Source organism: Paenibacillus cucumis (ex Kampfer et al. 2016), assembly GCF_019748695.1.
GTDB classification, from domain to species: Bacteria; Bacillota; Bacilli; order Paenibacillales; family Paenibacillaceae; genus Paenibacillus; species Paenibacillus polysaccharolyticus.
In genome coordinates this window covers 151,162-176,259 of record NZ_JACLIC010000007.1, presented here as the reverse complement: position 1 = coordinate 176,259, position 25,098 = coordinate 151,162, and the positions used below count along the sequence as shown (strand labels likewise).

Annotated in this window: 27 protein-coding genes; 19 read left to right on the top strand and 8 right to left on the bottom strand. The window is 45.6% G+C overall.

Annotated elements, in window-relative coordinates; all coding sequences use genetic code 11:
* Window positions 1-258 precede the first annotated feature (258 nt).
* Window positions 259-1,203: an alpha/beta hydrolase gene (locus tag H7T88_RS03910; protein WP_221787038.1), complete on the top strand. Its 945-nt coding sequence runs from the start codon at window positions 259-261 to the stop codon at window positions 1,201-1,203.
* A gap of 12 nt (window positions 1,204-1,215) precedes the next feature.
* Entirely contained in the window at window positions 1,216-1,365 is a 150-nt protein-coding gene (locus H7T88_RS03905; protein WP_221787036.1) for a DUF4175 domain-containing protein, read from the top strand.
* Between the two features lie 59 nt (window positions 1,366-1,424).
* On the opposite strand, the gene H7T88_RS03900 is transcribed toward H7T88_RS03905, so the two are convergent.
* The gene (locus H7T88_RS03900) at window positions 1,425-3,239 is read right to left on the bottom strand and encodes a sensor histidine kinase (protein ID WP_221787034.1); all 1,815 of its coding nucleotides are present in this window, start codon (window positions 3,237-3,239) and stop codon (window positions 1,425-1,427) included.
* Between the two features lie 495 nt (window positions 3,240-3,734).
* Between H7T88_RS03900 and H7T88_RS03895 the strand changes: the two genes are divergently transcribed.
* The 3 genes from H7T88_RS03895 (at window position 3,735) to H7T88_RS03885 (ending at window position 7,295) form a co-directional block, all read left to right on the top strand.
* Window positions 3,735-4,592 carry an ABC transporter permease gene (locus H7T88_RS03895; protein WP_186809594.1) on the top strand — a complete coding sequence of 286 codons (858 nt, stop codon included), beginning with the start codon at window positions 3,735-3,737 and terminating at the stop codon, window positions 4,590-4,592.
* Between the two features lie 19 nt (window positions 4,593-4,611).
* The gene (locus tag H7T88_RS03890) at window positions 4,612-5,484 is read left to right on the top strand and encodes a carbohydrate ABC transporter permease (protein ID WP_090921935.1); all 873 of its coding nucleotides are present in this window, start codon (window positions 4,612-4,614) and stop codon (window positions 5,482-5,484) included.
* A gap of 1,169 nt (window positions 5,485-6,653) precedes the next feature.
* A complete protein-coding gene (locus H7T88_RS03885; protein ID WP_221787031.1) occupies window positions 6,654-7,295 on the top strand; it encodes a FusB/FusC family EF-G-binding protein in 642 nt (213 codons plus the stop codon).
* A gap of 250 nt (window positions 7,296-7,545) precedes the next feature.
* Here the strand turns inward: H7T88_RS03885 and H7T88_RS03880 are convergent, their stop codons facing one another.
* Window positions 7,546-8,142: an NAD(P)H oxidoreductase gene (locus tag H7T88_RS03880; RefSeq protein ID WP_221787029.1), complete on the bottom strand. Its 597-nt coding sequence runs from the start codon at window positions 8,140-8,142 to the stop codon at window positions 7,546-7,548.
* Between the two features lie 202 nt (window positions 8,143-8,344).
* Between H7T88_RS03880 and H7T88_RS03875 the strand changes: the two genes are divergently transcribed.
* From H7T88_RS03875 to H7T88_RS03855, 5 genes are all read left to right on the top strand, one after another.
* The gene (locus tag H7T88_RS03875; protein ID WP_090922282.1) at window positions 8,345-8,719 is read left to right on the top strand and encodes a winged helix-turn-helix transcriptional regulator; all 375 of its coding nucleotides are present in this window, start codon (window positions 8,345-8,347) and stop codon (window positions 8,717-8,719) included.
* Window positions 8,720-8,839: 120 nt separating this feature from the next.
* The gene (locus H7T88_RS03870) at window positions 8,840-9,964 is read left to right on the top strand and encodes a hypothetical protein (protein WP_221787024.1); all 1,125 of its coding nucleotides are present in this window, start codon (window positions 8,840-8,842) and stop codon (window positions 9,962-9,964) included.
* A gap of 100 nt (window positions 9,965-10,064) precedes the next feature.
* Window positions 10,065-10,448: a hypothetical protein gene (locus H7T88_RS03865; protein WP_221787022.1), complete on the top strand. Its 384-nt coding sequence runs from the start codon at window positions 10,065-10,067 to the stop codon at window positions 10,446-10,448.
* Window positions 10,449-10,506: 58 nt separating this feature from the next.
* Entirely contained in the window at window positions 10,507-10,911 is a 405-nt protein-coding gene (locus tag H7T88_RS03860) for a hypothetical protein (RefSeq protein ID WP_221787021.1), read from the top strand.
* Window positions 10,912-11,017: 106 nt separating this feature from the next.
* Window positions 11,018-11,881, top strand: coding sequence for a DUF4085 family protein (locus H7T88_RS03855; protein WP_221787020.1), 864 nt, complete (start codon window positions 11,018-11,020; stop codon window positions 11,879-11,881).
* 111 nt (window positions 11,882-11,992) lie between these two features.
* Here the strand turns inward: H7T88_RS03855 and H7T88_RS03850 are convergent, their stop codons facing one another.
* Window positions 11,993-13,072 (bottom strand): anti sigma factor C-terminal domain-containing protein, encoded by a 1,080-nt coding sequence (locus H7T88_RS03850; RefSeq protein WP_221787019.1) that lies wholly within the window; start codon window positions 13,070-13,072, stop codon window positions 11,993-11,995.
* Window positions 13,069-13,581: an RNA polymerase sigma factor gene (locus H7T88_RS03845; protein WP_221787018.1), complete on the bottom strand. Its 513-nt coding sequence runs from the start codon at window positions 13,579-13,581 to the stop codon at window positions 13,069-13,071. The genes H7T88_RS03850 and H7T88_RS03845 overlap by 4 nt, the downstream gene beginning before the upstream one ends.
* A 143-nt stretch (window positions 13,582-13,724) precedes the next feature.
* Here H7T88_RS03845 and H7T88_RS03840 point away from each other — a divergent pair, with 143 nt between their 5' ends.
* The 5 genes from H7T88_RS03840 to H7T88_RS03820 all read left to right on the top strand — a co-directional run bounded on the left by H7T88_RS03840 (window position 13,725) and on the right by H7T88_RS03820 (window position 16,105).
* A complete protein-coding gene (locus H7T88_RS03840) occupies window positions 13,725-13,937 on the top strand; it encodes a hypothetical protein (protein ID WP_221787017.1) in 213 nt (70 codons plus the stop codon).
* Window positions 13,938-14,017: 80 nt separating this feature from the next.
* Window positions 14,018-14,557, top strand: coding sequence for an HAD-IIIA family hydrolase (locus H7T88_RS03835; RefSeq protein ID WP_221787016.1), 540 nt, complete (start codon window positions 14,018-14,020; stop codon window positions 14,555-14,557).
* A 28-nt stretch (window positions 14,558-14,585) separates the two neighbouring features.
* A complete protein-coding gene (locus H7T88_RS03830; RefSeq protein ID WP_221787015.1) occupies window positions 14,586-14,927 on the top strand; it encodes a hypothetical protein in 342 nt (113 codons plus the stop codon).
* A 12-nt stretch (window positions 14,928-14,939) separates the two neighbouring features.
* Entirely contained in the window at window positions 14,940-15,227 is a 288-nt protein-coding gene (locus H7T88_RS03825; RefSeq protein ID WP_186809575.1) for an SHOCT domain-containing protein, read from the top strand.
* Between the two features lie 14 nt (window positions 15,228-15,241).
* The gene (locus H7T88_RS03820) at window positions 15,242-16,105 is read left to right on the top strand and encodes a phosphotransferase (RefSeq protein WP_221787014.1); all 864 of its coding nucleotides are present in this window, start codon (window positions 15,242-15,244) and stop codon (window positions 16,103-16,105) included.
* Between the two features lie 53 nt (window positions 16,106-16,158).
* Here the strand turns inward: H7T88_RS03820 and H7T88_RS03815 are convergent, their stop codons facing one another.
* Genes H7T88_RS03815 through H7T88_RS03805 form a run of 3 tightly spaced genes read right to left on the bottom strand, consistent with a single transcriptional unit; the run spans window position 16,159 to window position 19,321 of the window.
* Window positions 16,159-17,244 (bottom strand): ABC transporter substrate-binding protein, encoded by a 1,086-nt coding sequence (locus H7T88_RS03815; protein ID WP_221787012.1) that lies wholly within the window; start codon window positions 17,242-17,244, stop codon window positions 16,159-16,161.
* 26 nt (window positions 17,245-17,270) lie between these two features.
* Window positions 17,271-18,275, bottom strand: a complete 1,005-nt coding sequence (locus tag H7T88_RS03810; RefSeq protein ID WP_221787011.1) for a FecCD family ABC transporter permease — start codon at window positions 18,273-18,275, stop codon at window positions 17,271-17,273.
* Entirely contained in the window at window positions 18,272-19,321 is a 1,050-nt protein-coding gene (locus H7T88_RS03805; protein WP_221787009.1) for a FecCD family ABC transporter permease, read from the bottom strand. The genes H7T88_RS03810 and H7T88_RS03805 overlap by 4 nt, the downstream gene beginning before the upstream one ends.
* 103 nt (window positions 19,322-19,424) lie before the next feature.
* Here H7T88_RS03805 and H7T88_RS03800 point away from each other — a divergent pair, with 103 nt between their 5' ends.
* The 4 genes from H7T88_RS03800 to H7T88_RS03785 all read left to right on the top strand — a co-directional run bounded on the left by H7T88_RS03800 (window position 19,425) and on the right by H7T88_RS03785 (window position 23,734).
* Window positions 19,425-20,105 carry a response regulator transcription factor gene (locus tag H7T88_RS03800; protein WP_221787007.1) on the top strand — a complete coding sequence of 227 codons (681 nt, stop codon included), beginning with the start codon at window positions 19,425-19,427 and terminating at the stop codon, window positions 20,103-20,105.
* Window positions 20,102-21,880 (top strand): sensor histidine kinase, encoded by a 1,779-nt coding sequence (locus tag H7T88_RS29010; RefSeq protein WP_221787006.1) that lies wholly within the window; start codon window positions 20,102-20,104, stop codon window positions 21,878-21,880. The genes H7T88_RS03800 and H7T88_RS29010 overlap by 4 nt, the downstream gene beginning before the upstream one ends.
* A gap of 526 nt (window positions 21,881-22,406) precedes the next feature.
* Window positions 22,407-23,252, top strand: coding sequence for a hypothetical protein (locus tag H7T88_RS03790; protein ID WP_221787005.1), 846 nt, complete (start codon window positions 22,407-22,409; stop codon window positions 23,250-23,252).
* A gap of 101 nt (window positions 23,253-23,353) precedes the next feature.
* Window positions 23,354-23,734, top strand: coding sequence for a VOC family protein (locus H7T88_RS03785; protein ID WP_221786991.1), 381 nt, complete (start codon window positions 23,354-23,356; stop codon window positions 23,732-23,734).
* Window positions 23,735-23,822: 88 nt separating this feature from the next.
* Here the strand turns inward: H7T88_RS03785 and H7T88_RS03780 are convergent, their stop codons facing one another.
* Window positions 23,823-24,806, bottom strand: coding sequence for a cation diffusion facilitator family transporter (locus H7T88_RS03780; protein WP_221786988.1), 984 nt, complete (start codon window positions 24,804-24,806; stop codon window positions 23,823-23,825).
* Between the last annotated feature and the right edge of the window lie 292 nt (window positions 24,807-25,098).

Genomic DNA, 25,098 nt, shown 5'->3' with positions numbered 1-25,098 from the left:
CTCTATGGAAAGAGTTCCGGGCGCATATGCGCTTGAAAAAAAGATTGAATAATCAATATTTACGTATAGTAATCCGATATATAGGGTGAAATTACATTGCTAAATTCCTCCTTAGAGAAGTAGGATGAATATGTATGAACGTTCACTCAGCATGTGGCAACCTTGAAGCCGATGAGAAAATACAGAAATACATAAAGAAAAAGATCACGACGAAGAAGAAGAGAATAAAGAGAAAACGTATCATTACGGGGGGATTTTGTGAGTACGACAAATCATTTTAAGTTTAAATCGGACGAAGGAACGCGAATCCATGTGTATAACTGGCTACCTGCGAGTGACACTCAGGTCAAAGGAGTGGTGCAGATCTGTCACGGCATGGCGGAGACGGCAGCCCGGTATGAGCATTTTGCGCTTGAACTGAATCGAAATGGATACATCGTGTACATCCATGACCAGCGCGGGCATGGCAAGACAGCAGAGGTTCTGGAGAACGTAGGGTATTTGGCAGATCGCGACGGATTCGAGTGGATGGTGCATGATCTGTATAAACTGACTGGCATCATTAAGAAGAAGTATCCTGAACTCCCTTTATTTCTAATGGGGCATAGCATGGGTTCTTTTGTTACGCAGCGTTATCTGATGCTATATGGCGAAGAGCTGGAGGGGGTTATCTTGTCGGGTTCTACGTTACATGTGCGCTTTATTCTTCATGCGGCTGCGTTGTTAACCAAAGAAGAGATTCGTCGCCGTGGCAGACGTGTTCCGAGCCACCGGATGAACAAGCTGTCCTTCGGCAACTACAACGATGCGTTCAAGCCTGTCCGCACCGAGTTCGACTGGCTCAGCCGGGATGCGGAAGAGGTGGATAAATATATCCGTGATCCGTTCTGTGGAACGGTATTTACGACAGGATTTTTCGCAGACTTTTTCACTGGACTCAAAAAGCTTGGGATCAAAAACAATCTGAATTTGGTGCGCAAGGACCTGCCAATTCATATCTTCGCTGGAGACAAGGACCCGGTAGGCAACTTTGGCAAAGGCATTATCCGGCTGTACAACGCCTATAAACAGCAGGGCATCGACAACGTGACCTACAAGCTGTATCCGGGCGGGCGGCATGAGATGCTGAACGAAACGAACCGGGACGAAGTTACTGCGGATATTGTGAATTGGCTGGATGAGCGGATGAGCAAGAGGGTTTAGACATAGTCGCAAATGGAAAAAGAAAGCAAGAAGATAGCAAAAAGTGTAGCAAAAAGGATACGAAGAGATACCAAAAAGAAGGGGAAAACGCCTTTACCATCGCCAGAATTGGCGGGTAGAAGGCGTTTTTTATTACGTGCAATCGTTATGCTAGGCCCTTAAGGGTTAATGTGGCGCTCATCGTTCCACTCCTGAAGCATTTGCGTTAGGTTAATCTGTCTTTATCCATCCGCCTGAGTCGTCCCACGTTCCTTGTCAGCTTCTTCGCTCGGGATTTCCCAGACGATTTCGGTGCGGAAGCCGCCGAGTGGGGATGGGCCGAACAGCAGGTAGGAATGGTTGCCAAAGGTGTGGATCATACGCTGGTACGTATTCCAGAGCCCGCAGCCGACTTCCTCTTGCAAAGGCTCCAGCATTTCCTGGTTCAACGCTTCGTACTGCTCCGGCGTGAGGCCGGGGCCGTCGTCATCGATATAGATTTTGCCAAACCCGTTCGCACTTTCCCCGGTTATTCGAATCTCCCCGGATGTATACGATTTCCCAATCCCATGAATCACCGAGTTCTCAACCATTGGTTGCAACATTAGACGCGGCACCGACTGGGCAAGCATATGCTCCGGAATATCGATGTGATATTCGATACGGCCGTTGCGCAGCTTCTGAATATCCAGATAGTTAATGAGTAAATTGATCTCTTCCTGGAGCGAAGAGGTTTCCCGTTCCATCCGGGTGGTGTAGCGATAGTATGCACTCAGGTTATGCGCCATGGATACGACGGCTTGCTCGTCCTTCATCTGCGCCATGTTGATAATATAACCGAGACAGTTATATAGAAAATGCGGATTTATCTGTGCCTGAAGCTGCTTCAACGTTGCTTCTCTGGCCCGGATTTTTTCCTGAAACACATTTTCAATCAAATCCTGAATCTGGTGGGACATATCGTTAAAACGATGGAACAGAAACGAAAACTCATTCTGGTTATTGCTGTGCAAACGCACGGAGTAATCACCTTGCTGTACGCGGCGTAGCCCTTTGATCAGCTTCTGAATCGGGTACTGCACATTGCGATACAGCAGAATGGACGCGGAAATACCCACAACAAGCAGCAAAATCATGCAGGCATAAAACAGATTCTGACTCAGCGAGATCGGCTCCAAAATCTGATACAGCGGCACGACATCCACCAGATGCCAGTCCAGATAAGTGGATTTGACGGTGCTGACAAGATAGTTTTTACCGCCCAGTTCCACGATATCTTGTGTTGTATCTTCAAGCGAGTGAGTATCCAGATAACGGATCAGGTCACCGGATAACTGCTTGTCCGCGGTGCGGTTTAGAATAGGAGTGTTGCCTTTGTGATAAAAGAATGGGTCACCCTGTCCACCTGCTTTGTACGTGTCGAGCATATTCTGAATGTTCTCATGGCTAAAGCTGGCTTCAATAACCAGATTGCTGCCTGTGAGCATCCCTGGTTGAGCTAATGAATCCGTATAGAACCAGTAAAAGGATTGCATGGCATCTTTCGAGTCGGTGGAATGATCCCCGTAGGTCCATTGTCCGCTCATGTTTTTTTTCAAATACGCCTCATCATAACCCGTATCGCGGGTGTAGTTCGCAATAACCTCTTTGTTCTGCTGGGAGTACACCGCGTAGCGGGTAGGCCAGAGATCGGTTACGCCGGTCTGGAGCGTCATTTTCTCCTGAATGATGTACCTCGTCTGCATCTGGTCGTATTTATCTTGCCACAGGTTCAGGCCATTGAAGGCACGCACATTCGGATCACGCGAGAGAATAAGGCTGAAATCCATCATCTGATTGATGCGCGAATCGATCTGACTGGACAGGAACGTGAGCTGCTTGGTGTTAGACACTTGCAGTTCTTTGCTGACGACGTCATATGTGACGTTGTTCGAATAGGTGTACATGATCAGAATCGGGATGAACAGAATGATGATTAACAGGTTGATTTTGGCGAAAAGGCTGAAGCGGGATCGGATTCCTTTTTGAAAAATGTTAAAGCGCCCCCATGTATACATAAAAAGTCTCCTCTATATTCACATACTGACTATATTGATTGCCCTTTTTCTCACACGTTAACGGAGAGGGCAGAAAAAAACCGGAAAAGCAACGCGGTCGCTTACAAGCTTTCTGCAAGAAAGCTGCATCGGAAGCATACGCTTATCACCGGATTTCCCCTTAAGAAGGGAATCAAAAAAATCTGGGGATAACAGCGATTGTAAGGTTATTCTGTCCTCGGAGTGGCTCGTGTAAATAACACGATTAGTTCACCAATATAGATCAAACTAACAAAACCCTATCCACCCTAACAATGTTATATAGTCAGACCTCGGAATGGCTTGATACTATTTATATCAGAGAAGCCCAAGACACACAAAAACTTTTTTTGGGAACAGGAGAAGGTTCATATGGAGGCTAAAATAGAGGGTCAACGGCTCCCGCAGGCGAATGTCGGCAACAAGCTGGAAAAAAAGAAGAAAAAACGCTACAAACAGCCGTGGATATTGCACTTCATGGTGCTGCCAGCGGCCATTATGGTCTTTATATTTTCATATATTCCGATGTCAGGTATTCTAATGGCCTTTCAGGATTATAAGCCCGCGCTTGGCTTCAGTGGTTCGGAGTGGGTGGGGCTGAAGCATTTCGAGTATATGTGGACCAATGATTATTTCCTGCAAATTACATGGAACACACTATTCTTTGCCTGCTCGAAGATCATCATGAATCTGATCATTCCGTTTATCTTTGCGCTATTGCTCAACGAGGTACGGAAGATGGCATTGAAACGTACGATCCAGACACTCGTGTATCTGCCGCACTTCTTGTCCTGGGTGACGCTGTCCGGTATTCTGATCGACATTCTAGCTCAGACGGGAATATTGAATCAGTTTCTGGTGTCGGTATTTGGCATCAAACCGATTTTCTTCCTCGGGGATGGCAACTGGTTCAGGTTCACCGTCATTATCAGTGATGTGTGGAAAGAGTTTGGTTTTAACACGATCATCTTCCTTGCAGCACTGGCGGGCATCAACCCGTCTCTGTATGAAGCAGCTGAAGTGGATGGGGCGGGGCGCTGGAAACAGACGATGTATATCACCATTCCGGCACTTATTCCCATCGGGATCGTTATTGCCACGCTGGCGCTGGGCAACGTGCTAAACGCCAACTTTGACCAAATCTTCAACTTGTATAGCCCGTTAATCTATCAGCAAGCGGATATCATCGATACGTTTGTGTATCGCGAAGGGCTTCTGAGCGGACAGTTCAGCTTTGCAACGGCGGTCAATCTGTTCAAATCGGTCATCAGTCTGATCCTCATCGTGATCTCGTACCGACTGGCGTACCGTTTTGCCGGATACCGAATTTTCTAAGAAAGGATGATGATGAACCATGTATCATAAAACGTTACCTTATCGCATTTTCAGCATCTTCAATAATGTGTTTCTGACCATCCTTTCGGTGCTCTGCTTGCTGCCGCTGTATCACTTGCTGATGGTATCCCTCAGTTCGTCCGCCCCTGCGAATGCGGGGCTCGTGACATTCTGGCCGATTGGATTTACGTTCGAGGCGTACGCCAAGACGTTTGATAACTCCAACTTCTTGTCCTCGCTGTGGGTATCGGTGGAGCGAACGGTGCTGGGCACCGGGCTTGCACTCATCGTCAATACGCTTGCGGCGTATGCGCTGTCGAAGGAGACGCGAGTGTTCCGCGCACGTAATGTCTACCTGTGGTATTTTGTTATTACCATGCTGTTCAGTGGGGGCCTGATTCCGGGGTATATCCTCATTCTGAAACTGGGTCTGATGAACACGCTGTGGGCACTCATTCTGCCAGGTCTGGTGGCGGTATTCAACATCATTCTGCTGCTGAATTTCTTCCGCACGGTGCCGAAAGATCTGGAGGAGGCCGCATTTATCGATGGCGCAGGTCATTTCCAGTCATTTATCAAAATCTATCTGCCCGTGTCCGTTCCGGTTATTGCTACGGTGTCCTTGTTTATGATGGTGGGGCACTGGAATGCATATTTCGACGGGATCATCTACATTCGTGATTCGGAAAAGCTACCTTTGGCGACATTTATGCAGACGATCATCGTGCAAGGCGACATGACCAAGATGGACCCGCAAGCGATTGCGAACCTGTCCCAACGGACCATCCGGGCATCGCAAATTTTCATCAGCGCACTGCCAATCTTGCTCGTGTATCCGTTCCTGCAACGTTACTTTGTAAGCGGAATTGTGGTAGGGGCTGTGAAGGAGTAGGGACGTATTATCGGAGCACACGGTATAAATCTATTTAGTTCAACCGGTATACCATTGTGAAAAGAAAGCTGCCAAACTGGGGAAGGCCAGGGAGGCAGCTTCTTTATGATGTAAATATTTTCAATCTTATTAATTTGTTATAAGATAGTACCAATCCATGATGGAAGTGAGGGTATAGTTTTGATACCTCCATATGTTGTAGACCTCTAGGTACGTTACTGCTCATACCTTATTTTAGGTAAATCTAAAGTACGTGCCGGGGATGTTTTTGTTCAAAGATAACGACGAAATGCAAGCATGGGAAATGCAACAGCTAGACAAGGATCTGGGTACATCGAAGAGAATTAAAAGAGATTTCGATCCTAGAATGAAAAAATTAAATGAGTATCGAAACCACAGAAAAACCAAGTATTATTATAATAACGAGGTTAAGTCCATTCGAAGACTCACTCAAAGAAGCTTTCGCAAACAATTCAAACAGAACATGCTTGATGAAGAATTTTATCGTCCAATACCTCATGATTATCGTACGTATGGTTGGTTGTCGTACTAAATGGAAAGAGAGAAGAAATTCTTTCTTCAGGCTGTCGAGAAAGTCTCGACAGCTATTTTTTTGTACATTTATACATCCAATTCAACACGCTACGCGTTAATATTTTGAAGTGGACGATATGGAATCAGGTTTGGTTTGGAAAACGAAATTGTAACGAGTTATGGCATAGGAGGAAAAGAGCATGTTTTTAGTAAACGGATTGATGGCATGCGGGTAGATGGGTTTATTTTAAAAGACGTGCCTATAGAATTCACTTCATTTAAGTACCATAATATTAACGGATTGTTAGGTTTGGACATACTTATTAAAGTAAATTTATTCTGAATTAGACAATTTCGAGCTGAATCAGTGAACATAAACCGCATTGCCCATCTCCCCCCATTCCTGCTATAATTCCCGTATATCGACTGCATTGGGGGTTATGACGTGGCAATAGGGATGATGCCGGATTGCTCGTTCGCTAGAAAGCCTTACGCAAAGCCTGAATAGGGGCGGACTTTGTGTAGGGCGCGACAACATGAGATCGTGTGCCCTGAAATCAACACCAATATCATGGTTCGACCCGCAGGCTTTGCACCTTATTTGCTTGACCACTATAAATAAGGGGCTGAAGGCCATGAACACACCATTTATTCATAATCATCAATATAACACCATTTATAAACAAGCCGAATTTCTGTTAAAAACGCTGCGCTCGGTCGTGGACCCCAAAGTATTGGATACGGTCCGCTACACCGTCAGTACGAATGCCGTAGGCATCTTCGAGAATCTGACGCTGGAACAGAAGCAGCTGCTGGAGCAGTTATCCACGTATGCGACGCCGCATGACGTGCAACTCTATCTGAATCAGCTTGAAGACTATCTGATTCCATACCCACAGGTTACAGCCAAGCAGATTCAGAAGTTGTTTCCAAAGGCGAAGAAGCTCAAACTTCCTGATCTGGAATCCATCGATTATACACACACCACGTACCTGAGATGGATCGATATTGCGACAAGCCGTTTGTTCATCGTGTACCCACACGAAGGCAAGTTCCTCGGGATTGAGGGACGAATTACGCCCACGAATAAGAAGGGATACTGTATGTTCTGTCATCGCCATCAGGAGCTTGGATTCTACAACGTGAAGACCAAGGCACAGTCGGCGGACAACTTTGCGTCCGTTGGTCAGTATGTGTGTATGGATGATAAGGCGTGCAACGGGAGCATTACGGATATTAGCATGCTGGAGAGATTCTTGCTGGCAACGATGAAATAAAGCTGGAGATGCGTGTGTAACGAATATAGCCAAATGATTAAAACGACGTTAGTATCGTAAAATAGCACAAAACACAGGAAAGGCCGCTCAGTTGAGCGGCCTTTTTTGATGTGTGATGTGGAGGTTTTACTTACCATAACCGCTCTTGAAAAGCGGAAACGGGTGATTTATTTTACCAAGGGCGGAGCGGAATGTGAGGTGTTTATTTTATATCGTGAAAGCCACAGATGTACCCTAACCATTAAACCATTTATTTTGTTGACTGTTCAGCAAATGCGCTGGCATAGTTAACGCCCAACTCGTAAGCCTGATTCAGCAGTTCCTCATAGTGTTCCGGCGGAGCATCCACCGTTTCATACAGGAATTCAACCTTTGAATTAGAGACACCACAGTAATCGGCGATACCGACATTGAGCAGGTTTTGAATCGAGTCACCGTAGTTGCGTTTATTCATCTGTTCTTCCGTCACACCGGAGAGAGCGATCCACAAAATCTGCTCATGATGCAGCTTGTTCGCACCATAGGCAAAACTGTTGTTCATGACGCGGTCAATATACCCTTTCAGCATCGCTGGCAGATGCCACCACCACAGAGGGAAAACAAAAGCAATTGCATCGTGTTTCTTGAGCCGTGTAATTTCCTTTTCAATCTGAGGGGAGAATCGCTGATTATCTTGCGTATAGTCCGGTTCATCTTCTGCTCGCAGGATCGGATCAAAACCAATCTCGTGCAAATCCACGATTTCAGCTTGATGACCTGCTTCTGTCAGACCTTGAACGAAACGATCGGTGACCTGAAAGGTCAGGGAATCTTTGCGCGAATGAGATACCACTACTAAGACGTTCATTATCAATCACAACCTTTCTGGAGCTTGGTTCGGTAGCCATAGCTCCTCTGCTGATGCTATTATAAACAGAGTTGAAAACATCTGGAAGTACGCACTTTATTGTTCTATAGGGAGATGAAAGTACCCTAGGAGCATGAAATTTGAACGTGAAACTTAAATGTACCGACATGAGGCTCAGAAAGATATTGGAGGGAAGATCAAGATGGAACAAGGCAAGACAAATAACGGGGCTCCCAAAAAATATAGAGTTGGCGTTGAAGCAGCGCTGGAAGTGATGGGTGGCAAGTGGAAGCCGCTCATTATTTATCATTTGTTTACAGGGTGCAAAAGAACGTCGGAGCTGAAGCGGTTAATCCCCGAGATTACGCAGAAAATGCTGACCACACAGCTGAGAGCGCTGGAAAAGGATGAGATTGTGCAGCGTAAGGTATACTCCGAGGTTCCTCCGCGAGTGGAGTATGAGCTGACAGCATATGGATTGGGACTTAAGCCTGCGCTGGATCTTCTGTGTTACTGGGGAGAAGAGCATCTGGATAAGGTTTACGGGGATAAGTCGAAGGTGTTGGAGGATTTTTAATTCCAAGGAAACGTGAAGAACAGGAGGTGAAGAAAAGGTATCGGAAGGCGCGCTTCGAGAGATCCATGAGGAAATGGGTTGCAGCAGATTAATAGGCATCAATAGAGAGGTGTGAAAAATATGATTAATGAACAATATTATGAGAAGCTTAATCAGAACGCAATAGACAATTATCTACTTTACAAACAAGAAGCTGAGGCAAAGGTACATAGAAGAGAGTATACAACAAGTAAGAGGTATGACATTATGCCCTTTTGGTCTGAACGTGAGGGACAAATCCTTGGAGAACTTTCGAACGAAGAGACAGAGACCTATTATGAGTTTGATGATCAAGGCAGATTGCTGATATTGGCTTGTGACGATCTCATTGACGGCTATACGTATGTTACATATAAAGATGATCTGATAACGACAAGAACATATGTTGAGGGCACATTGGATGGAGTTAAGGAATATTGGTTGCAGGGTGGGCATATCTATCGATCCGTAGAATATCTTTCTCGGTTTAATAAAATTAACGTTGAAGAATATATTTACGAGGGCGACCTGCTTGTGCAAGTATACCAGCCGCAATATGAAAATAATGAATATTACGATCATCTTGTTCGAACGTATTTCGAATATGATGACCACGGTGTACTGCTACGAGTGTTAGATGGAAAGCAAGGTGTGATCTATGTCAGAATGGCAGACGCAGAAGTTCAGACATTGCGGGAAACGGTGAAAAAGGAACTCATGTTGGCGGTGAAGCAAACCATAGTTACGCTCTGTGACTCTCCATCGGAAAGTTCCTATTGTTTCTTATCCATCTACTTGCATGATGAAGTTCATGCAGTGTACTCGCCGATGTTCAACCCAGGTTGGGATGAGGTAAGAGAGGAACAGATAGAAGAAAAAGATGAGCATGTTGAGTATTATTATTACGGACTCTGGAGTTCAGGCGACCATCCACTGAATGATCAACAAGAGCTTGAGAATCATGATCTGATCCAGAGACTTCGAACTTTGATTATATATTGGCGTAGCAGAGGAGATTGGTTTGAAGAAGGCAAGCGCTTGTGGCAGGAGGTTGCTTACGAGCTAAATGTAACGACCAACTGGCCTGAATACTCTAAACTCACAGACAACTTTGTTGTGTTTGTTGAATGGGAAGCGATGGATATCATGAATGGAGATTTACATGCAAGCATACCTGCGAGCAAGCTTGAGTTGTTACAGTTAGAAGACTTGGCACCCAACATTTAATAAAGTGCAACTAAATATAACCTAACCAAAAAAGGGGGGATAACTCATTACATTCAAGACGATTTATCCAAGAGCTGTACTGCAATTAATTTGTATGTTCATGATTGGAGTTTTATTTTCTAGAAATGTTTTTTACGGTGAAAATGGTGTTATGAAATATATCGCTTTAGTTTTTTTCGTTTTTATTCTAGGTTATATCATCTTTCTAATCTGGCGTATATTCTTCACCAGACCTAGCATTACGCTGGAAAGTGATCATATCATCTCTACCAAATTACAGAAATACGATGCATCTCAGATTGAGTGTATTTATATGAACTACAGACGAATCGGGTTTAAACGCTATGGCAAACGGATTGTGCCAATGGATTTATGCTTTTATTTTAAGGGAGATCAAGAAACCGCAGGTGTAGAAGCAGTCCGTGAATGGGCCGCGCGGAATGACAAAGAAATCAAACATAAATTTTTTCAATCCTGGGTGTAGACCGGCATGTCTGTGAATGTAAGGGGACGCTGAGGCGGGAGAATCTGGAGGAGTAGCCATGAAAACAATAGAGCAATTTCTAACGAGCGATTGGTACAAACAGGTCACGGCTGAACTTGTTCAGCTTAAACCTATGGTGAAATTTGTGGAACATGCTAGTTATGAGTCATCTATGTTGATGGATTCTTTTAGAGAGCGCAAATATGTTCTGGAGGGCTTTAACGGCCCTGCTCCGACCGAAGAAGAATGTGTGCAGTGGATTATGGAACAGATTGCCGAGGACAAGGACGAGATTATGTCTTATGTGGTAGCCAGGTTAGCGTTCAGTGAGCACTTAGATGATGATCCGGACGGAGAATTTGCTGATGGAGAAGAACTGGATGCAGGGGATCGGTCCGAAGTGGTAGAGGTGTTGGGATTTACGAGATCGGTTATCGCAACATTATTGAGTATGATCTGGTGAAGAATCATCCGAAACAACTAACCACCTTTTTCAAACGCACACGCATTCCCGGCGCTGCCAAATTCGCATCACAGATTAAAAAACTCTACAAACAGGAGCGATGCCTATGAAACACTTAACAAAAGAGTGGTACGATACGTGCCAGCAAACAGGGCTTCATTTTGGGTTGAGAGTACATAAAGGCGCGGGGTCGCTGGATGAGGCTCTTTTCCAGAGACTGTACAAACGGAAGGAAAAAGAACATGTAAAGCAAGAGCGTGAGATATACGATACCGATCCACGTTTCATGCTGGAGAGTGATGGTCAAGTGATGACCCGTGCAGACAAAGCTTTTAGCGGGGAAGAGATCACGGCGGAAGATCAGATGGTGTATCACATGCCGCCGGAAGAGCGAGCGCATATCGAGAAGCTGATTGCGGAGTATGATGTCCGTCCTGCTTTTGATGTGAAGCAATGTAAAGACAAGTATAAAGAAGCGATGGAGTGGAACTACCAATACCATGCGGAGAAATTACCCGCGGACATCTTGAACCAGATTGCTGACATCCGTGTGTTTGCACTGGGATATTGCACGAGCGAAGTTATGCAGCAGCTTAAGAAAAAGAGTGCAGAGAATACCCAAGAGATGGAACGTATCGGACAAGAATACAGGGAAGCGATGTTGAACCAGATTATTGCGGATGATGTTCGCAACCAGGTACAATTTCACGATTGCGAGGTGACCGAACTATTGCACGTAGTCGATCTGGTTATTCGTTTTGACAACCGGGGAGGCTTCACTGAAATGAACAAACTCACGTTGATTGCACCTGAAATTCTTAAGCAAGAAGGTGAGGTTGTGGGCAGTCACTGGCTGTACCAGGAGCTGTACCGGATCGATAACGGGTACGAACTGCATGTTCTTTTGGATGGAGAACCTATGCCTGAATTGATTGTACGTTGTACAGATATTGTTGCCGAGACCGAGTGAGGGGGTACCTTTCTAGATTCGTTTGCATTATCAGTAACTCTTGTATGTAAAAATAGAGATCATGCCTGTTCACACCAAGGCATGATCTCTATTTCAATGGGTCATGTATGCTTAATCCCAATTCCATATTTCTACCCGGTTCAGATGCACATGCCGGAATTCCGGATTCTCGGTAATCTTCTGCAATTCACGTACGGGACCTGTTACAACAGCTCCATATACTTGTACGCCATTCTTTTTCAGATAGGCAAGTCGTCGCTGATCCCAATCAACACCGTTATAACTCAGGTTGCTGGTCATCCATTCCAGATCAGACATCATGGCTTGGATTTGTTCCTGCATCGTTCCTTCTGACTGTGCCTGGTTCTGATCTTCAACTTCTCTAGGAAAATAATTAAACCATCGACCTCCGCCGTCTTCCATTTCATAGAGCGGTTTAAGCGTCAGATGAGGAACATTATAGTCAAACATTCCTGCTCTCGAATAGGAAAGATTTTTTTCTTGCATTTCTCCTGAATAGATCGGCATCGCTGTTACTCGGACATCATACTTAGAGAGCAGCTGCATAAGTTGCTCAGGCGATTTTAGATTTTTCAATGAGATCGATATCTCGGCGACATGTCCGTCATCTATTTTACGAAGCCGCTTGGAACTGCTGTTTTCCTCCGTGTCCTCATGGGAAGGTTGGCCGTCAACCAAGTCATACGGAAGGTAAAATGGACCGGGTTCGTTACCATTTAAATAAGCACCTGTGCTATTCATCTTGTAACTGAATTTACCGGTAATACTTCGTTCGGCTTGAACCTCACCAGTGATCACTTCGGATGAACCAACGAGGCGATATACTTTCAGATTAGCCTTCTGTGTTAGAAAGGGAGTTACTTCAATTGTCTGATGAGGACTTTTTTCGACGCGCAGTCCGTCACCATGCATCTCCACCACCGAAATAATAGAACGCATCAACTCGTTCCGCACCTTGGATTGATCGAAATACATATGCAGAGCCGTGAGATAGACATGATAGAGTATAAATATTAAAAATAGAACTCCACCTGCGTTCAGGAAAATTTTCCAACGTGTTTTCCATACCATTCGTCTAAATTGCTTATGACTCCATTCCGGGCGTTGAGGTTCGAAATCATCTGCATGGAGTACATGCAGATCATCTGGTTCCGTTGGCTTGGACATCATTCATTCTCTCCTTTCATCTGTAACATCTCTTCTTTAAATCGTGCTCTGGCACGAAACAGAGTAACTTTGACTTGGTTCATATTCATATCCAAAACCTCGCAAAGTTCTTTGTAAGACAGCTCATTCATCTCGCGAAGCAGCAGCACAGTCCGATATTGTTCAGGCAGTTTTTTCATGACCTGTTGAATGAGTTTTATCCGTTCACGAGCAGCGAGCACTTCCTCAGGAGTACGATATGTATTCTCTACACTTTGTTTCTCCAGTTCCCGGCTCATTTCCATTTCACCGCGATGTTTTCGGTACCAATCGATAAATAAATGTCTGGCTACTTTGTATAACCAGGCTCGGGCATAGTCCGCATGTTTCGCTTTCATCGATACCATAGCTCTGTAAAATGTCTCTTGAACTAACTCCTCAGCCATTTCTTGTGATCCACACATTCGGTATAGATAGAGATGCAGGGAGGACTGGTACTGTTTGAATAGTTGGGCATATAAATCACTCCTCATTTCAGATTTCATCCTCCTTCATTTAAGACAACGGGTGGAGTTGAAAAATGTTACAATTAAATTGAATATTTATTAATGATATGAATTGAATTATGTTTTGTCAGGCACATAAGTTCATAGACACCAAGGAGATGTACACGACTATGGAGTTATTTACAGCGTTGATTGCCGCTTTTGTATGTATTATTAGCGTGCTCATTGTTGCAGCGGTTGTACGTTATGCTGTGGATTCGTCCAAAACATCAAGGAAACTTGATCTACTGATGAAGGAAGTACGTAATCTGCGCGCAGAAGTCAGAGGGCTTCAACATACGAAGGGCCAGGACAGTCAACATATTATCGATGAAAAAGTGTAATCGCTGTGTGAAGCGGTGGGACCTTTAAGTTAGTGAATAGCGATTAATACAATAACTTAAATCGGGAGTGAACAAACCTTATGACTGCAATTCCAAACGTTCAGGCTGTTTTTATTGACAGAGATGGCACAATCGGAGGTACAGGACATTTTATTCATCCGAGAGACTTTGAGTTATATCCGAATGCACAGGAAGCGATTACGCTCTTAAAGCAAAACGGAATGAAGGTTTTTGCACTCACCAATCAACACCGAATTTCACGCGGACAAGCAACGGTTCAGGAGTTTGAACAGCAGTTTCAGGAATACGGATTCGATCAGGCCTACATTTGCTCACATGAAGAAGAATGCGGCTGCCGAAAGCCTAAACCCGGCATGTTACTTCAGGCCGCGGAGCAGTACAATTTGGATTTGACCAAGTGCATCGTTATCGGAGACGTAGGCGAGACAGACATGCTTGCTGCGCATGCTGTAGGCCCGACTAAGGTCATGGTGAGAACAGGCTGGGGCGAATCCTCATTAACGAAGTTCAGAGATAAATGGGCTCAGACGGAGCCGGATTATATTGCAGCAGATATTTTGGAGGCAGTGCATTGGATTATTGACAATTTGAATGAGTAAATGTTCAGTGTATAAGGGGAGTGATGGGATGATCGCAAGAACATGGCATGGAGCGGTACCGCTGGAGAACAAGGAAGCTTTTCTGGAATATGAGGTTGAAACAGGTGTGAAAGATACACTCGCTGTTAAGGGAAATCGCGGAGCGTATCTGAAAGTTGTGGAGCAAGGAGACTACGCACACTTTTTCCTGTGCACCATGTGGGAGGATATGGAGTCCATGATGGCATTTGCAGGGCCGAAGCCTACCATTGCGGTAACTTATCCAAAGGATGAGGAGCTTGGTTTGATCTCTGATCCGATTGTCATTATACAGGAAGTAACCAGTGCAGATAGTCCATTTGAGGATGATAAAAAAGTACATAACATTTAGGGGGGAATGAAGTTGAAGGCATTATCCATCATTGCAGTTGTAGTATTTACATTGACGTTATTTTTCATTTTTGTTTTGGGACCCGTAGACGAGGCGGCTGCAGTAGGATGGGCATTTTTATCTATGTTTTTTGCCATACCTTATTCGATTTTTGTGCTTGTAAAGGTCAATAAATTAAAGAAACCCGTAGTTAATGTCCATGAACAGCTGTTACAATTGGGGGATTTAAAGGACAAAAATATCATCTCGGAGTATGAATTCGACCAGAAGAAAGAGAAGTTGCTTGCAAAGATTAGATAAAACAGGAGAAAGATATGACGAACAGCAACCCAAGCACCAAGGAGATCAACGAGCTCTTGCAAAAGCATAGCATTCACGAACACATCGTGGAAGTAAAGCAGCTGTCAGGAACGACGGCGGGGCGGGTGTTCAGGCTACTTGCGAGCTCGGGCGACCGGTACATTTTGAAATGGGATGATCCTGAGGACATTCGTGTTACATGTCAGTTTCTGAATACATACAGTGAAGTGATGCTGTTGCCAAAGGTTCTTTTTACGAGTTCGGACAACACTTATTTTGCATACAGCTTTATGGAAGGTGTGACTCATAACCATCGGGGAGCGAAGAAAGAATGGTTAACCCGGCTGGTGAAAGAGCTGTTGAATACATATGTACGTTTGCCGGATACAAGGCTATGGGGAAGAATGGGGTATCCACGCGAGACATGGAGGGGATTCAATCAGATTAGTATTGATGAGGCGAGAGAGAATCTTGGTGATGTGCTTACAGCGGAAGACTACAATCTGGTTCAATCAACAGTGAATCGTCTGTTTCATGAGGATGAGTCGGAGAGATTTCTTTTGCACGGGGATGCGGGTGTTCATAATATTGTGTTTGAGCAAAAGGAACTGATTGGGGTCATTGACCCATCTCCGATGGTCGGCCCGGTTCTCTATGATTTTCTCTATGCTTTTTGTTCCTCCCCCGATGACCTCGACCCGATATTGTTATGGGATGTATTCGGTCATCTTGAGCAGGTGACTATGGATAAGTTCAGATTGATGGAAGAAGCACTGGTTCATCTATACTGCCGGATCGGGCTAAGTAACAAACATCATCCGCAGGACTTGCCAGAGTATCTCGAAGCGTGGAATTTGTGGAAACGGTATATAACATAAAGCCAACCTTCGCTTGGAAGGTTGGCTTTACTTTTGCATTAAGGAAAACCATATTATTTTGTGAAGAATGGAATAGCCTCTTTTAGAATTTCTTCACCCGACAGAGGCCCCTTACCCAGTGCCCATATTTCATCATTAACAACGAGCACATGTTTATCTTTCACCGCTTTAATCGATTGGAAGGTGCTGTTATTCATCCATTTATCCAGGTCAGCCTTCGCCCCATAGATGACCAGATAGTCCGGGTTTTCCTGTACAAGGGTTTCCAGATCTACATCGGCTACGTCAATCTTGCCTGGCGTCTGTTGCTGACTGGACTTGTTCTCATCGAAGCTGTATTCCGCACCGATTTTCTCCAGCAGTGTTGCGATATATGAGGTTTTCATCCAGATGTAGAAGTTTTTCTCCAGTGCTTTCACGACGATAACTTTAGGTTTGCCCTGGATTTGTGCGTGGGTCTGTTCAATGTTCTGGTTCAGTTCATTCATGACCTGATCATGTTCTTTTTCTTTGCCAAGCAAGGTTCCCAGCATAGCAAAGTTTTGCTCCATGTCTCCGTAACCATTGGTATAGAGCGCGATGGTCGGTGCAATTTTCTCCAGATCCTCACGTATGGCTCCGTGCACATCGGCATTGGCGATAATCAGATCGGGCTTGAGGGAAGAGATGACTTCCAGATTAGGCTGCTGGTGATTTCCAACAAAAGTATAGTCCTTCACCTGATCTTTCAGATAACCAAGCACTTCCGCTTTATAAGAGCCCGCAATCCCTGTTGGCGTTACACCTAGGGAGACGAGTTCATCCGTGAAGGAGAAATGCAGGGTAACGATTTTTTTGGGCGAGGCAGGGAGTTTGGTTTCTCCCCAGGCGTTCTTTACAACAAATGAACCGTCTGAATTAGAGGTAATTGAAGGAGCCGTTGTTGTATTGGCTTCATTTGAACCTTGGTCTGAAGATGATGTTGCAGTGGAGGAAATGGACGCATTACCACTATCCGTTTTACTCGTGCCATTAGCAGAAGCCGCTGACTCCTTGTCCGATGTAACACCAGCGGTGTTGCCAGCCGTTCCTCCGCCACATGCGGTGAGAACCAGCACAAGAGTTAATATAATTACCATAAATAGTGATGTTCGTTTCATTGGGAATGAACCCTCCATATTGAAAATTATTTTTTCTGTCCTTGCTTGATGATCAGGTATACAAAATAGGGCGCGCCGATTAACGATGTAATGATGCCAACGGGAATCTCCATTGGAGGGATCAGAATGCGCCCAATCATATCGCCCAGCATGACAAGTAGCGCGCCGAGCGCCGCGGTAAATGGGAGGGAACGGATGAAGTTCTCTCCAACCAGCTTATGGGACAGATGCGGAATAATAAGTCCAACAAAGCTGAGATTCCCCGATATACTGGCTGAGCTTGCGGATAAAGCGAGAGCCACAATGAGTAGTACCGTTCGCACCATGCGAACCCGGGTGCCTAAGGACACCAGCACGGATTCATCCAGCTTCAAAACATTTAAGTACCTTACGAGCAACATGGCGGCTAACAATCCTGCTGCCGTCCACGGCCATAACATCTCTACATGCTGCAAGCTACGTGCATATAAGCTGCCTTTAAGCCAGACCAGTGCCTGACTGGAACTCATGGCATATTTAACGATAAGCATTTTGATAATGGCTTGTAATGCAGAACTAACCGCGATACCAACAAGGGCGAGACGGATCATGGACGTGCCCTGACGACGATAAGCGAGCAGGAAAATGATCAGACTTGCCGTTGCCGAACCTGCCATCGAATAGAAAGGCAGCCAGATTGCGGGCGTTAATGGCGCAAGTAAAATAATGACTACGGTCACCAGTCCGCCACCTGCTGTTGCCCCGATGACATCGGGTGAAGCCAGAGGATTACGGAGGACGGTTTGCAGGATGGCACCTGCGACAGATGCAGCAATGCCTACAAGCATGGCGCAGAGAACACGAGGCAACCGAAGCTCATAAATCGTGCCGGATTGCGCTTGAAACTGGTCGATGATTTCACGGAACGTAACGGGGGTTGCCCCGAAACGAAGCGACAGGATGAATACCAGCGCTATCAAGAATAAGACTGCGGTCATCAATGCAGCGAAGCTCCATTTGGATCGAGAGGACGGATTCTTTAAACGTGTCATGAACGTTTCCTCCCGCGCATGCGCATGAGCACGATGAAGAACGGTGCTCCAATAAACGCAGTAATAAGTCCAACCGGTGCTTCCAATGGATAGAAAAGCAGGCGTCCGATCAGATCGGCATACACGAGAAGCACACTGCCTGTCAGCGCAGCAAGTGGTACAATCGCCCGATAATCGATACCTGTTAACGTCCGAATAATATGTACTGCCATTAAGCCAATGAACCCGATGGGGCCGCATACCGCCGTTGCTGCGCCAACGAGCACAATAATGGCTACCATGATTCCGCTCCGTACGATGGTTAACCGTTGTCCAACAGATATCGCTGTATCCTCCCCCATAGACAATACATTTAACTGGGATGCAAACAAGCAACAAAGGATACTAACGGGAACGAGAGTAACTAGCGAGAACATGACATCTTCCCAGGACATGCCCGACAGATCACCAGCCATCCAGCGCAGCAGTTGATACAGATCGGTATCATGGAATATGATCAGCGTGGTGGTCATTGAACTGAAAAACAGACTGTTCACCAGTCCCGTGAGCACTACACTGCTTGAACTGAAGCGGCTCCGTACACTGAGCACATAAATGAGGATGCCGCTGAGTGCTGTTCCCAACATGGAAGCTGTTACGGTGAAAAAACGGAATGTTTGGAATTGCATCAGCACCATCAGTGCAGCAATCATCATATTGGCCCCCTGATTAATGCCCATAACCTCCGGGTCTGCCAGATCATTCGATGTTAAAGACTGAAGCAGACATCCCGCAATACCGAGTCCGGCACCAACAAGTACCGCAGCGAGAATTCGGGGCAGTCTAATCGTGGTTACCGAGCGAATCAGGGATTCGTTGTCCGTCCAGGCGAACCAGTTGAACAGGATCGGTTCCTTGCGACTGGGTTGCAGATGAAAGATCATGGCCAGATATGCGCCCGCAACAAGCAGGATAAGTAATGTCAGGCCGATCCAGATGGGCTTCGACAGACCTAGATGTTTTCGTACGGCAGAAGCACGAGATGAATTATGAAATGAAAGAAACATGCCGGATTACGTTCATCCCCTTTTCGTTTTTAATGAAAATGATTATCATTGTTGATATAATACATAACAGTTGTGTGATTCATGTGTGTTTAGGAGGAAAATTGTGAGACGTTCCGTTTTATTAATAGAAGATGAAGAATCCATTCGTGAGCTGGTCACGGATTACTTCACGCAATCCGCTTGGCAAGTTATTGAAGCAGCTAACGGGGAAGAAGCACTTGAACTGTTCAATGCCTGTCCTCCAGACTTGGTGATTGTAGATCTGATGATTCCCAAAGTGAGTGGCTGGAATGTGTGCCGGCAGATTCGATCTCAGTCTACCGTGCCCATCATTATCCTTACCGCAAAATCGGAAGAAGAGAATAAGCTGCTGGGTTTTGAGCTAGGTGCCGACGATTATGTGACGAAACCGTTCAGCCCGCGTGTGCTGGTTGCCCGCGCGGAGACATTAATGAAACGTGTGGATAATACGGTGGGACAGGAAGATCCGATCATCTCTTTTGGCAACATAAAGGTATATGAGAGAAAACGAGTAGTGGAGTCAGACGGTCAACCCGTTGAACTGTCTTATAAGGAATATGATGTGTTGCTGCACCTGCTCAGGCATCGAAATTTCCCTTTGACGCGTGAACATTTGTTAAATCAAGTGTGGGGTGTAGACTATTTTGGCGACCCTCGCGTGGTGGATACTCATATCAAAAATCTGCGTAAAAAATTAGGTGAAGATGCCGGATATATTCGTACGGTGTTTCGCATCGGGTACAAGTTTGAGGTTGAATCGTGAAAACGAGAGGGATCGTATTTAAGCTTTTTGCTGCCAATCTTGTATTTTATATCGTCTTCTTTGCAACGGTTGTGGCAGGACATTTCTGGTTCTTTGAACGATTCTATCAGCATGAGCGAGCCAGTGATTTGGGTAAAAAACTGACCTCCTTCGCTTCGGATTACACCCAGCAGAAATGGCCTGCGGAGAAAACACCCATGGTGATGGGCAGTTTCATTACACAAAATCACGTGCAAATGGCCATTCTAAGCAAAGAAGGTGAGGTGCGTCACGATAACCCGTTTCGAATCCAACTGGATACGGATGCAGGACAATTGTTGCCAATCGCAGTTTCCTTTTTCCCGGATATCTCGGCTTTAACTTCGTATGGTTTGCAGTCTGGTGATCGCGTGACGGTGCAAGGTGCTTATTACATGGAGCAGGGACGCGCTCTGTTCTCACCTTATGTCATTCGTAAAGAGGGGTCACCCGCGGTTGGGGTGCTTCCTCACAACGCCGATCGGGAAGGCGTCATTGAGATTAGTGGCACCGTAAACTCGGTATTGTTGCCTGCGCCGGGTCAGTGGAATAACAGGGAAGGTATTATGGCGGCTGCGCTACGCGTGTGGTTTCCTTTGCCGGAAGCAGAGCGGGAGCAGTTGGATCGGGGAGAAGCATTTCATACCGAATGGAAGGAACCTGTGAGCGGTGTACATAATCTGGTGTTTGTGCAACCGATTGTTCGTGATGGTAAGGTCGTGGAGTATCTGTTTGCTCTAACGCCCTTGACGCAGCTTGGGGAGGCATTTGGCGCGCTGGAGGTGTATTACGCCTTTTTCAGTATTGCCGGGGGGCTACTGCTGATGGTCGTTCTGTCCTTTTTCTTCTCCAAAATCGTTTCACGTCCGCTGCTACAATTAAATCGTGATGCGGCTCGCATGGCAAAGCTGGATTTCACGGCCATGGCCCCGATTCAGAGTAAGGATGAGCTGGGTAGTCTGTCCGAAAGTCTCGTCAGTCTTTCTTCCAATCTGGATCGTACGCTGAAGGAGCTTCAACTCACGAACGAGAAACTGGTGCTGGAGATGGAATATAAAAGCCGGATGGAGCAGTTGCAGAAACGTTTTGTGTCGGATGCTTCGCATGAATTAAAGACACCCATCAGTGTGGTGAAGGGATATGCGGAAGGACTTCTGGATCAGATCGCGGAAAATAAACGTGAGCGTTATATTCGTACCATTTTGCGAGAAGCCGATCGGATGGAAAAGCTGGTGCTCGATATGCTGGAGTTGACTAGGCTGGAGGCTGGCGCGGTGAAGCTACGTATGGAATCGTTTACGGCGGATCAACTTGTAGCTGAATGTGTGGAGAAGATGAGACAACTCGCCAAGGCAAAGCAGATGAAGTTCGAGGTGCAGGGTGACCGCGATGTACATGTCTGGGCCGATGCAGAGAAGATGCAGCAGGTTCTGCTGAATTATGTGAGTAATGCGATTCGCAACGGGAATGAAGGAAGTAGCATACGGATAGATATCCAGCATGATCGTGAGCATGAACAAGTGTGTATTGTTGTAGAAAATGAAGGGCCTTCCATTGCAGAGCATGAGCTGACACGAATATGGGATCGATTCTACCGCGAGGAAGATGCGCGCAGTCGTCAGGCCGGTGGAACCGGGCTGGGGTTATCTATCGTGAAGGAGATTGTACAACTGCATCAGCAGTCCTATGGTGTAGCAAATACGCCGAATGGCGTAAAATTTTATTTTACGTTGCAAAGCTCGTCGGAAGATGAGTGATTGTTCCTGAACGTACTGGTCGATGATCGGATTTCTGTGGCTGGAGTGCTGGCGGAATAAAAGGGATCGTGGAATGTTTCGAGGAATATAAGAAGAGGGCCTTGGCTTAAAGCCGAGGCTCTTGTCATTTTAATTAATACTTCATGAAAAGAATCTATAGGCACGTTTACCGGGTGTCGCTACGACTTAAGTAGTACTCCAGTTCTGAAATGAGAGTGTCAGAATTCTAACGATCCCCACGAAGCTTATTTACTCTGATATGAGGGTGTCCAAACTCTAACGATCTCCAGGAAGCTTATTTCATCCAGAAACATAAAAAATATACTGTATTGACGCAAAATCAGCTAAATAGCGTCTCTGGTGATCGTTAGAATATAGAAAGCAGCGAAACAGGCCAAATAAGGCTTCTGGTGATGGTTAGCGTTTTAATTGAGTAAAGATGCAATGAAAATGAACATCGTTCCATTCAACAATACAAACAGTCAATGCTGGTGAATCAATGATGTATTACGGAGGATGAAGTGTAATGACGAGCAATTATAAGATTCCTGAACTGTTGCAAGACATCATGGATTGGGAGCAGGAAATCAAGCATGAAGTATCTTATCTGGAGACACCGACGGGTTATTTTCTACAATTCGATCCTAATGATCATGGGGGTTATTTGAGTTCTCCTGCGGATGCGATCGTATTTGCCAATACAGGCATGGGTGGCATTCATTATTCATTTTTGACGGATTTTGGACATGTTTCTGATTTGAGTTTAGCGCCTATAGTTTGTGTGGACCCGATGGCTTTTGGACATTATGCGAGGATAGTGGCCAGCAATATCCGGGATTTTTTTGAGCTTAGTTTTTCAGGTCATGAGGATCTCCTACTCAATGAATTTGAATCGAAACAACAGTACCTGAACTATGTCATGGAGCAAGAGGATGATGCGCGCGAAAGTGAATACTTTGACGGGAAACGCTGGGATCTTGAAAAAAACAAGGTTCGGAACTTGGCTATGCAGCGATTTGATCTTCAGCCCGTCTCCGACGGATACTCATACATTCAGGAAGCACGGCAGATCAGACGTGGTGAAGTCATTATCGACACACTAGATGGCCTTGGCGTTGCGCTGGGGAAAGATTTAGTGAGTGATTGTAAGAGAGCGGAGCCTCATCCGTGGCATGAGAAAGAAATTCCATACGATCAAAAGGAGCAATTAAAATCCTACATATCGAGCGCAGATCAGGTGGGTCTGTTTAGTTTAATTCGGGACAGTCAGGCACAAGGGTTCGATGACCCTGATGTATACCGAGCGATGAAAGATCGGCTCGTTTCATTTGGTCTGACGATGGAAGCGCGAAAGCTCATGCACTACAGGTAAAATGTGTTGAAACCTAGACGTAATTTTATTCTATCTATAAAATGGAATTATAAAACGAAACATAGTTTCATTGAGTGAAACTTAATAGGAGGATGAATCAAATGGCCTATCATTTCAATGGCATTGATCATGTGCAGTTGGCTGCTCCTGAAGGTTGTGAGAAGGAAGCTAGAGATTTTTTTAATCAAATTCTTGGATGGACAGAAATTCCTAAGCCGGAACAGCTACAGAAACGCGGCGGTGTGTGGTTTCAATGCGGCGTCCATCAGGTTCATATCGGTGTGCAACATGATTTCGTACCTGCTTCCAAAGCCCATCCGGCCTTTCATGTCCAGAACCTGGAGCAGCTGCGTGAACACCTGCACAAGCACGGTATCGAAGTATTAGATGATGAAGCAAGATCAGACGAGGGAGTACGGCGTTTTTATCTGAATGATCCCTTCGGGAATCGACTGGAGTTTCTGGAATTCATTGCAGTATAAACAGCAAAAAACAGGGCGATCCCTTAACGGGAACCGTCCTGTTTTGCCTTATCCCAATAAAAGGGAGTATCCGCTAACCTGCAACACATTAATGATGGTGATGCGCATGTGCATCAGGTGCGTCACCTTTGACGGTGCAGAGGACGGAAGTGTCGTGAAGATGCTTTTCAGACTCAACCTGCAACGTGACGTGTTTGATCTCTTTGTGTTCCAGCAGATGTTCGATCTTCTGTACAAGCAACTCTGACGCATATACATCCATCGTTCCATCCACTACGATATGGGCGGTCAGTGCGTTCAGGTTGCTGGTGATCGACCAGACGTGAACATCGTGTACACCTTTGACGCCATCCACCTGTTGAATCGTCTGAACCAAATCGTTCACATCGACGTTTGCGGGTGTGCCTTCCATGAGAATGTGTAGCGAGGATTTGGTGACATAATATCCACTGCGTAATACCAGCACCGCAACAATGACACTTGCGAGCGGATCTGCCCAGCCCCAGCCGAAGAACATCATCAGCAGAGCAGCAGCAATCGCGCCGATAGACCCCAACATGTCACTGATTACGTGCAGATAAGCCCCGCGCATGTTCAGGTTGCCCTCGGTATCGCTGCCACGCATCATAATCCAGGCAACGAGAATGTTCACGAGCAATCCGATCGTACTGATAATCAGCATACCCATGGTTGCCACTTCAGGCGGGTGGATAAAGCGGCCAATTGCTTCGTAGAAAATGTAAAGCGCAATGGCAATTAACGTAATACCGTTAAGGGTGGCTGCCAGAATTTCAAAGCGTCTGTAACCGTAGGTTTTTCCCGTATTGACGGCTTTGGCTCCATATGTAAATGCCAGCAGAGCAATCCCGAGTGCAATGGAGTCGGAGAGCATATGACCCGCATCGGAGATGAGTGCAAGACTGTTCGTAATGAATCCCCCGAAGGCTTCTACGATCATGTAGAAGGTAATGATAATGAAGGAAAAGAGCAGTACTTTTTTATTATTCGTGCCGTGCGCGTGATTGTGTCCATGATCGTGGGTATGATTGTGCCCATGTTGTTGTCCTGACATTGTAATCCTCTCCTTTGGAACGATCCTCTGTTATGTATGTTGCGTGATCATATAGCGTTACGTGTTACTTGTGGATGTGTTGCTGATCATTTTTGTAATACGGTTCACTCCTGTTTATATGAACATATGAGCAATTACTCATATTTTGTAAACTTATTATAATTCGGCCTCATAGTAGTGTCAACCAGATTTGCGAAAATATAAACATGCATCCACACAGACAGATGTACTGTCAACTGCACCACTTAACAGTACTGGCTAATGGATTCGTTTTTGTGCTACCATCGGGGCA